This is a genomic window from Frankia gtarii, assembly GCF_025403375.1.
In the GTDB taxonomy this organism is placed as follows: Bacteria; Actinomycetota; Actinomycetes; order Frankiales; family Frankiaceae; genus Frankia; species Frankia gtarii.
In genome coordinates, this window is sequence record NZ_JAMPTM010000317.1 from 1 (window position 1) to 7,345 (window position 7,345).

Genomic DNA, 7,345 nt, shown 5'->3' on the forward strand with positions numbered 1-7,345 from the left:
GGTGGTCCCCCCGCCGGATTCGGCTGCTGGCCGGATGGGGGCGGGCTGCCGGGCTCCCTAGTGTGATCGAAATGGCTGTACGTATGCACGACATGCGTTCCCGTGACGAAACGATCATTGCGCCGGGGCGCTCGCCGGAGTGCTCGCCGCCGCGGCGGCGGAGGACCGCCGCCCTCGCGTTCACCGCCCTCGCGGTCACGGCCGCCGGCATTCTCGGCAGCGCCGCGGCTCCCGCCACCGCGTTCGTTGATGCCGCCGCGGCTCCCGCCACCGCGTTCGTTGATGCCGCCGCGGCGCCGTTGCCAACCGCGGGAGCCGCGGGAGCCGCGGACCGCGGTGGCGTGGTGACGGCCGAGCGGCTGGACGTCCTGTCGGCGGCGCAGGTGCGGGCGGTGCTGACCGCAGCCGGGTTCGACGCGGACCCGGCGATCCTGCGCTTGGGGGTGGTCAGCTACCGGCTCGTCTACCGCACGATCGACCCCCACGGGCTGCCGACCACCGCCAGCGGCCTGCTGGCCCTGCCCGCCACCGACGCCCGCCGGCTGCGCGTCGTCTCCTACACCCATGGCACCGAGACCGCCCGCGCCGACGCCCCGTCGACGGCAACGGACCTGGCCGCCGACGGCTGGGGCCAGGCCCCCGCCCTCACCTACGCCGCGGCCGGCTTCGCCGCCGCCGCCCCCGACTACCTCGGCCTCGGTGTCGGGCCGGGCCCGCACCCGTGGATGGACGTGCCCTCCGAGGTGACCGCGTCGCTCGACCTGCTGCGCGCCACCCGGTTGTTCCTGGCCACCCAGGGACGCACGGTCGACCCGCGGATCCTGGTGACCGGCTTCTCGCAGGGCGCCTCGGCGGCGACGGGCCTCGCGACGGCGCTGCGCTCCGGCGCCGACCCCGCGCTGCGCCTCGGCGCGCTCGCGCCGGTCAGCGGCGCCTACGACCTGCGCTCCGTCGAGCTGCCGGCGCTGCTGGACGGCCGAGTCGAGTGGCCCTACGGTGTCGGCTACACCGCCTACCTGCTCGTCGCGTTCAACCGGCTGCACCACCTGTACGACACGCCCGCCGAGGTGTTCCGTGACCCGTCGGTCGAGGCGCTGTTCGACGGTGAGCACTCCGGCGAGCGGTTCGTCGCCGGCCTGCCGGCGAGCATCGACGCCCTGCTCACTCCCCGCGGCGCCGAGCTGGTCCACCATCCGCGGGGTCGGTTCGCCGCGGCGCTGGCGGTGGCCGACGCGACCTGCGCCACGCCGCCCGGCCCCCAGCCGCCGCCCGTGCCGGTGCGGCTCTACGTCGGCGGCGCGGACACCCAGGTTCCCCGGGCGAACAGCGAGCACTGCCGCACGGCGCTGCGCGGGCACGGCATCGACGCCCCGATCGTCGACCTCGGCGCGGGCGTCGACCATCTCGGCTCCAACCGGGCCGGCACCGCCGCTGTCGTCCGCTGGTTGCTGACCCCCGGCGGCCCGCGCTGAGCCCGGTAGCCCGGTAGCCCGGTAGCCCATTGTGAGGTCGCCCGCCGGGACCGTCGCCCGCCGGGACCGTCGCCCGCCGCGCCGCAAGCGCGATCGAAGCCTGCAGCGGTCGCGCATGTGCCAGGCTTGACGGATGACTTCCGCCGCGGATGGTCGGCGCGGCACGCCGGCGCGCGGGTCAGCCGGTGCCGGTCGCCATCCGGGGCTGGGGCTGGGGCTGCCCGGGAACGGCCGATGAGCGCCTTGCAGGTGCCGGCGGCCGTGCTGTTCGACATGGACGGCCTGCTCGTCGACACCGAGCGGCTGTGGACGCGGGCGCAGGAGGATCTCGCCGCCCACCTCGGCGGCGTGTTCACCGCCGAGATCAAGGCCGCGATCATGGGCCGTGGCCCGGACACGGCGCTGCACCTCATGTTGTCGCTGCTCGGGGTGCACGGATCGCGGTTCGCCGAGGCGGCACGGTTCGTCATGGGCCGCATCGGCGAGCTTTTCGCCGAACCGGGAGCGATAGTCGCGCGGCCCGGTGCCGTCGAGCTGGTCGGCGCGCTCGCAGCGCAGGGCGTGCCGCTGGCGCTGGTGTCGTCGTCCGCCCGGGTGCTCATGGACCATGTGCTCGGCGCGCTGGGCGTCGCACACTTCCAGGTGTCGGTCGCCGGGGACGAGGTGGTGCGCGGCAAGCCCGATCCCGAGCCGTACCTGCGGGCCAGCCGGCTGCTCGCCGTGCCGCCGACGCGCTGCGTCGTGCTGGAGGACAGCGCCTCGGGCGCGGCGGCGGGCCTGGCCGCGGGCTGTGTGACCGTCCTCGTCCCGTCGATCTCGCAGCCTCCGGCGGGCGTTCCCGCGGACGCCGTCGTGCCGAGCCTCGCCCAGATCACCCCCGCCTGGCTGGCCGCCCTGGTCGACCGCCGGGCTCCCCGGGAGGGATAACGTCGGCATCGGCGTCGGCCTGGCTCCACCACATGGGCTGTCCGCTGCCGAGCCAGTCCTGCTCGACGCCGGTCCACGCGTGATGGCCGGTGATGGCGAGCAGCCAGCCGCCCGGCCGCAGCCAGGTGGCGAACCGGGCCAGCAGCGCCGGTTGTTTCCGTGTCTCGCCGGTAGTGGTGGGAGATCGCGTCGTAACTGCGACGCACCAGGTCCGTGGGATCGTGTTCGATCACGCCGAGGAAGCTAACGTCCCACCAGTGCCGCGGCGACCCGTTTTGGTGGATGGGGCCGGGCTCCGCTCAGTGGGGCAGGGCGGCGTGCATCTCCCAGACCAGGACTTCGGCGGGCGCGACGCCGGTGAGCCGCTGGCCGCCGACGCCGGTGAAGCGGACCGCGTCGCCGGCGTGCAGCGGGCCGGCGCCCTCCAGGGTGACCTCGCCGCGGGCGACGAACAGGTGCAGGTAAGGGGCGTCGGGCAGCGCCACGCTCTGCCCGGCGCCGAGCCGGGCGACGTGCAGTGCCGCGTGCCGGTTGCGGATCCGGATCGCGCTGGCGCCGTCGTGGCGTGCCATCCCGGAGGCGACCGGGACGAGGCCGCCGCCGAGGAGCTCGCCGTCGATCTCGAGCTGCTCGTAGCCCGGGGTGATGCCCTGCTCGTCGGGGACGACCCACATCTGGACGAAGTGCACCGGCTCGTCGTGCGGCTCACCGTCACCGGCGAGACGCCAGGAGTCGTTCTTCTCCGAGTGCAGGATGCCGCGCCCGGCGCTCATCCGCTGCGCCAGCCCCGGGTAGATCACCCCGGAGTTCCCGGTGGAGTCCTGGTGGACCAGCGAGCCGCGCAGCACCCAGGTGACGATCTCCATGTCGCGGTGGGGATGGGTCTCGAAGCCCGCGCCCGCGCGCACCGTGTCGTCGTTGCTGACCAGCAGCAGCCCGTGGTGGGTGTTGGCTGGGTCGTAGTGGTGGCCGAAGGAGAAGGAGTGCTTCGAGTCCAGCCAGTCGATCGTCGTCGCCGGGCGCTCGGCGGCGCGGCGGATGTCGACTTCTCGCTGCGGTGTCACGCTGGCCATGATGAACCCTTCCCATCTTCATGACGTGTCATTAAGCTAGATGACATGTCAAGCAGATCTGGGGGCGACGCATTCCCGGCAGGGCCCGTGCGGTGGCTCGACGAGCGCGAACAGCGGGTCTGGCGCCGATACCTGCTGATGACCAGCCAGCTCACCGCGCAGATGAACCGCCAGCTCGCCGCCGACGCGGGGCTCTCGCTCGCCGACTACGAGGTCCTCGTCCGCCTCACCGACGTCCCCACAGGGCGTCTTCGGGTGACCAGGCTCGCCCGCGAGCTGTCCTGGGAACAGAGCCGGCTGTCCCACCACGTCTCCCGGATGGCGCGCCGTGGTCTGGTCGCCCGGGAGGAGTGCGCCGACGACGGCCGTGGTGCCCTGGTGGTGCTGACCGAACACGGGCGGGCAACGATCGAGCACGCCGCACCGGCGCACGTCGCCTTCGTCCGGGCCAGTGTCTTCGACGCCCTCACCGACGCCCAGGTGGACACCCTCGACGCCATCCTCGGTTCGGTCCTGTCGGGTCTTCGGTAGCCGGACGCGACCACGGGCGCACGTGTCAGGGCGCGGAACGGGAGACCGAGGCGCGGTCGAGCAGGATGCGGGCCAGTTCGGCCGGGTGGCTGATCATGGCGTTGTGGCCGGTGTCCAGGTCGACGATCTCGTCGACGCCGCCCAACGCCTCGATGGAACGGCGCTGGGTGGGCACCGTCTGGGCGCGGTCGCGCAGGGTCAGCAGCCAGGTGCGGGGCACGGAGCGGTCGAGGCCGGTGCGGTCGGTGGGCTCGATCGTCACCGCGGTGGACTCGCCGTGGAGCCGGGACAGGCTGAACGCCCGCTGCTCGCGGGTCATGCCGTTGCAGAACGAGTAGCGGGCCAGCAGCCGGGGCATCGGCGCGGCGGGACGGCCGGTCGCGGCCTTGCGGCGGGCGACCCAGCCCAGGATGCCGGGCACCGTGTCGACGATCGAGCGGCCCTGCGGCGGCACGGCCGCACCCAGCAGGATCATCCGGCGCACGCGCGTCGGCCCGAGCCGCGCGACGACGCCGGGCACGGTCAGGCCGGCCATCGAATGGCCGACGATGACGAACTCGCCGATGCCGGCGGCGTCGATCTGCGCGATCGTGCTCGTCACCCAGTCGGCGACGGTGACCGTGGCGAGGTCGGCGGGTGCCGAGCGCCGGCCGGGCAGGTCGACGGCGAGGACCGGGGTGCCCGGCGCCTGTAACCCGATCTCGGCGACGGTGGGTTCCCAACAGTCCCCGGCGTGCTGACCGCCGTGCACGAGCACGATGCCGACGTCCGCCATCCCAGACCTCCCGTATTCGTCCATCCCGGCCAAACGTGAGAAAACCCTAGATGATCTGACGATCGCGTCAAGAGGTGCGGCGGGCGCCCGCCGCCGGTGCCGGCGGGTTCCGCGGCGCAGGCGGGGCGGTGGCGGCATCCGGCGCGAACGGGTCGTAACGTGACGGCCGGGGCGTCCACGTCGCCGGCCGGCCAGGCCGCGGCGGACGCCGCACACCACCTGACGACGGACGGGGACGGGAGCGCCGATGCCGCTGTGGCAGCAGGCCGCGGTCGGGGCCGGGGTGCTGCTGGCGCTGGCCGTGGTGGCCCGGGTGGTGCACCGGTGGTGGCCGCGTCGCGGCGTCGAGCTGGTCGCCGCCGCGTCGCGGGAGGCCGGCACGATCCTCGGCCTGTTCACGCTCTGGCAGATCGCCCGCATCCTCGGGGTGACCCGGGTCGCCGGCGGCATCGAACGCGCCGAGTGGATCTGGCGGGCCGAGCAGTGGCTGCACCTGCCGAGCGAGGTCGCCATGGAGCGGTTCATGCTCGGCCATGAGGGTCTGCTGCGGGCGGCGAACGACTTCTACGGCTGGGTGCACTTCCCGGCGATGAACCTGTTCCTGGTGTGGTTGTTCGCCCGCCATCGCCGTGCCTACCCGTCGGTGCGCACGACGATCGTGCTGTTCACCGGCTCGTCGCTGCTGTTCCACATGTTCCTGCCGGTGGCGCCGCCGCGGATGCTGACCTCCGTCGGCTTCGTCGACGAGGCGGTGCTGCTCGGCCAGTCGGTGTACGGGGAGTTCGGCAGCGGGGTCGCCGCGCAGCTTTCGGCACTGCCGTCGGTGCATGTGGGCTGGGCGTTCCTCATCGCCTACGAGGTCATCCGGATCAGCTCGAGCCGCTGGCGGTGGCTGATCGTCGTCCATCCGGTCGTGACGACCCTGGTCGTCGTCGTCACCGCGAACCATTTCTGGGCCGACGGCATCGTCGCGGTCGTGCTGCTGGTGCTGGCCGAGCTGGTCGGCCGGGCGCTGACCCGCGCGCTGCGCCGGCTGCGCGAGCGGATCCGCGCCCGACGCGGCACCGAGGCCGGCACCGGCACCGGCACCGAGGCCGGGCGGGGACGCCCGGACGCCGTTCCCGCCCTTGTCGCGGTCCCGCCTCCCGCCGGCGGCGACGGGCGCCGGCAGGTGTCGGCCGCCGGCCCCGACCCGACGCCCACGGTCCGGTAGCGCGATCGCTCCGGTAGCGCGACCGGAGCGGCGGGGTGACCGGAGCGGCGGGGCGGCGGCGTGCCGGTCAGCCGCCCACGATGGCGCGCTCGCGCAGGTCGGCGATGTCGGTCGCGCCGTAGCCGAGTTCGGCGAGGATCGCGTCGGTGTGCGCGCCGGCGTGGGTGAAGCCCTTCGGGGCTGTCGCGGAGCGGGAGAACCGGGTGGTGGGGCCGGGGCGCAGGTGCTCGTCGAACACGTCGCTGTGCACCGTCACGCAGTACTCCTGCGCCGCGGCCGGTTCCACCTGGATGATCTTCTGCTGGGAGCGCTGGGCGACCTCGACGCAGCCGACACCGGCCGCGGTGAGGTCGCGTTCCCAGTCGGCGGCCGGCCGGGTGCCGAACGTCTTCGCCAGCACGTCGGCGAGTGCCGCCTCGTGCTCGGCCCGGCCAGGCGCGGTCGCGAACCGCGGGTCGGCGTCGAGGTCGGCGTGGGCGGCGAGCGCCGCGGTGAGCCGCGGCCACTCCTTGTCCGCCGGGGCGGCCAGGAACACCCAGCCGTGCGCCGCCGGGTAGATCCGGTACAGCGCGGACAGGCCCCAGGCGTCGTCGTCGACCTCCCGTGGCGCCGGCTTTCCGGGGTAGTCCACGACCTGGTCGAGGATGGCGTGCGTGGCGGTCGCGAGCATCGTCGCCGTCAGCGCGCCCGTGGCCCGGCCCCGCGACCGGGCGACGAGGCCCAGCAGGATCGCCGAGGCGGCGCCGAGGGCGGCGATGCCGTCGGCCTGCACGGGCACGGCCGCCGCGGCGGCGAAGCAGCGCACCGCGCCGGTCTTCTTCTGCGCGACCGTGGTCACCGCGCTGCGCACGCCGGGGGCGTCGGTGAGGGCCAGCCCGCTGGCCGCGCCGATCGCCGGGGCGTAGGCCGGCCGGTGGCCGTAGGGCCCGTCGGTGCCGTAGCCGGGGGCGTTGACGTAGACCAGGTCGGGGTTGAGGGCGCGCAGCGTCGCGGCGTCGATGCCGGCGCGTTCGGCCGCGCCCGCCCGGAACGCCTGCAGGACCACGTCGGCCCGCTTGGCGAGTTCGTGGACGATCGCGCGGCCCTCGTCGGTGGCGAGGTCGACGCACAGGCTCTCCTTGCCCTGCATGACCTTCGCGCCGCCGGACTCGGGGAAGCCGGCGACCCGGCGGATCGTGTCACCCTCCAACGTCTCGATCTTGATGACGCGGGCGCCGAGGTCGGCCAGCAGGGTCGCGGCGAACGGCCCGGCGAACATCAGCCCGAAGTCCAGCACGGTGATGCCGGCCAGCGGCTGCCCGGTCGCGCCGCCCGCCGCCGGCGGCGGGGTGGACGCGGGGCCGGACGCGGGGAG

7 protein-coding genes are annotated in these 7,345 nt (G+C 74.4%); 4 read left to right on the plus strand and 3 right to left on the minus strand.

The features are described 5' to 3' along the window. Positions 1–92 precede the first annotated feature (92 nt). Both NBZ83_RS28125 and NBZ83_RS28130 read left to right on the plus strand, forming a co-directional pair. Positions 93–1,472: an alpha/beta hydrolase gene (locus NBZ83_RS28125; RefSeq protein WP_261576129.1), complete on the plus strand. Its 1,380-nt coding sequence runs from the start codon at positions 93–95 to the stop codon at positions 1,470–1,472. Between the two features lie 234 nt (positions 1,473–1,706). Continuing rightward, on the plus strand, positions 1,707–2,399 hold the full coding sequence (locus tag NBZ83_RS28130) for an HAD family hydrolase (protein ID WP_261569619.1): 693 nt from the start codon (positions 1,707–1,709) through the stop codon (positions 2,397–2,399). Between the two features lie 299 nt (positions 2,400–2,698). Here the strand turns inward: NBZ83_RS28130 and NBZ83_RS28135 are convergent, their stop codons facing one another. Further along, positions 2,699–3,472, minus strand: coding sequence for a pirin family protein (locus NBZ83_RS28135; protein WP_261576130.1), 774 nt, complete (start codon positions 3,470–3,472; stop codon positions 2,699–2,701). Between the two features lie 45 nt (positions 3,473–3,517). On the opposite strand from NBZ83_RS28135, the gene NBZ83_RS28140 reads away from it, so the two are divergent. Beyond that, on the plus strand, positions 3,518–4,003 hold the full coding sequence (locus NBZ83_RS28140) for a MarR family winged helix-turn-helix transcriptional regulator (RefSeq protein ID WP_261576131.1): 486 nt from the start codon (positions 3,518–3,520) through the stop codon (positions 4,001–4,003). A 25-nt stretch (positions 4,004–4,028) separates the two neighbouring features. On the opposite strand, the gene NBZ83_RS28145 is transcribed toward NBZ83_RS28140, so the two are convergent. After that, positions 4,029–4,778: an alpha/beta fold hydrolase gene (locus tag NBZ83_RS28145; RefSeq protein ID WP_261576132.1), complete on the minus strand. Its 750-nt coding sequence runs from the start codon at positions 4,776–4,778 to the stop codon at positions 4,029–4,031. Between the two features lie 247 nt (positions 4,779–5,025). Here NBZ83_RS28145 and NBZ83_RS28150 point away from each other — a divergent pair, with 247 nt between their 5' ends. Beyond that, positions 5,026–5,991, plus strand: coding sequence for a phosphatase PAP2 family protein (locus tag NBZ83_RS28150; RefSeq protein WP_261576133.1), 966 nt, complete (start codon positions 5,026–5,028; stop codon positions 5,989–5,991). 67 nt (positions 5,992–6,058) lie between these two features. On the opposite strand, the gene NBZ83_RS28155 is transcribed toward NBZ83_RS28150, so the two are convergent. Next, the coding region (locus NBZ83_RS28155) for a CaiB/BaiF CoA transferase family protein (protein ID WP_261576134.1) at positions 6,059–7,345 on the minus strand (1,287 nt) is incomplete at its 5' end.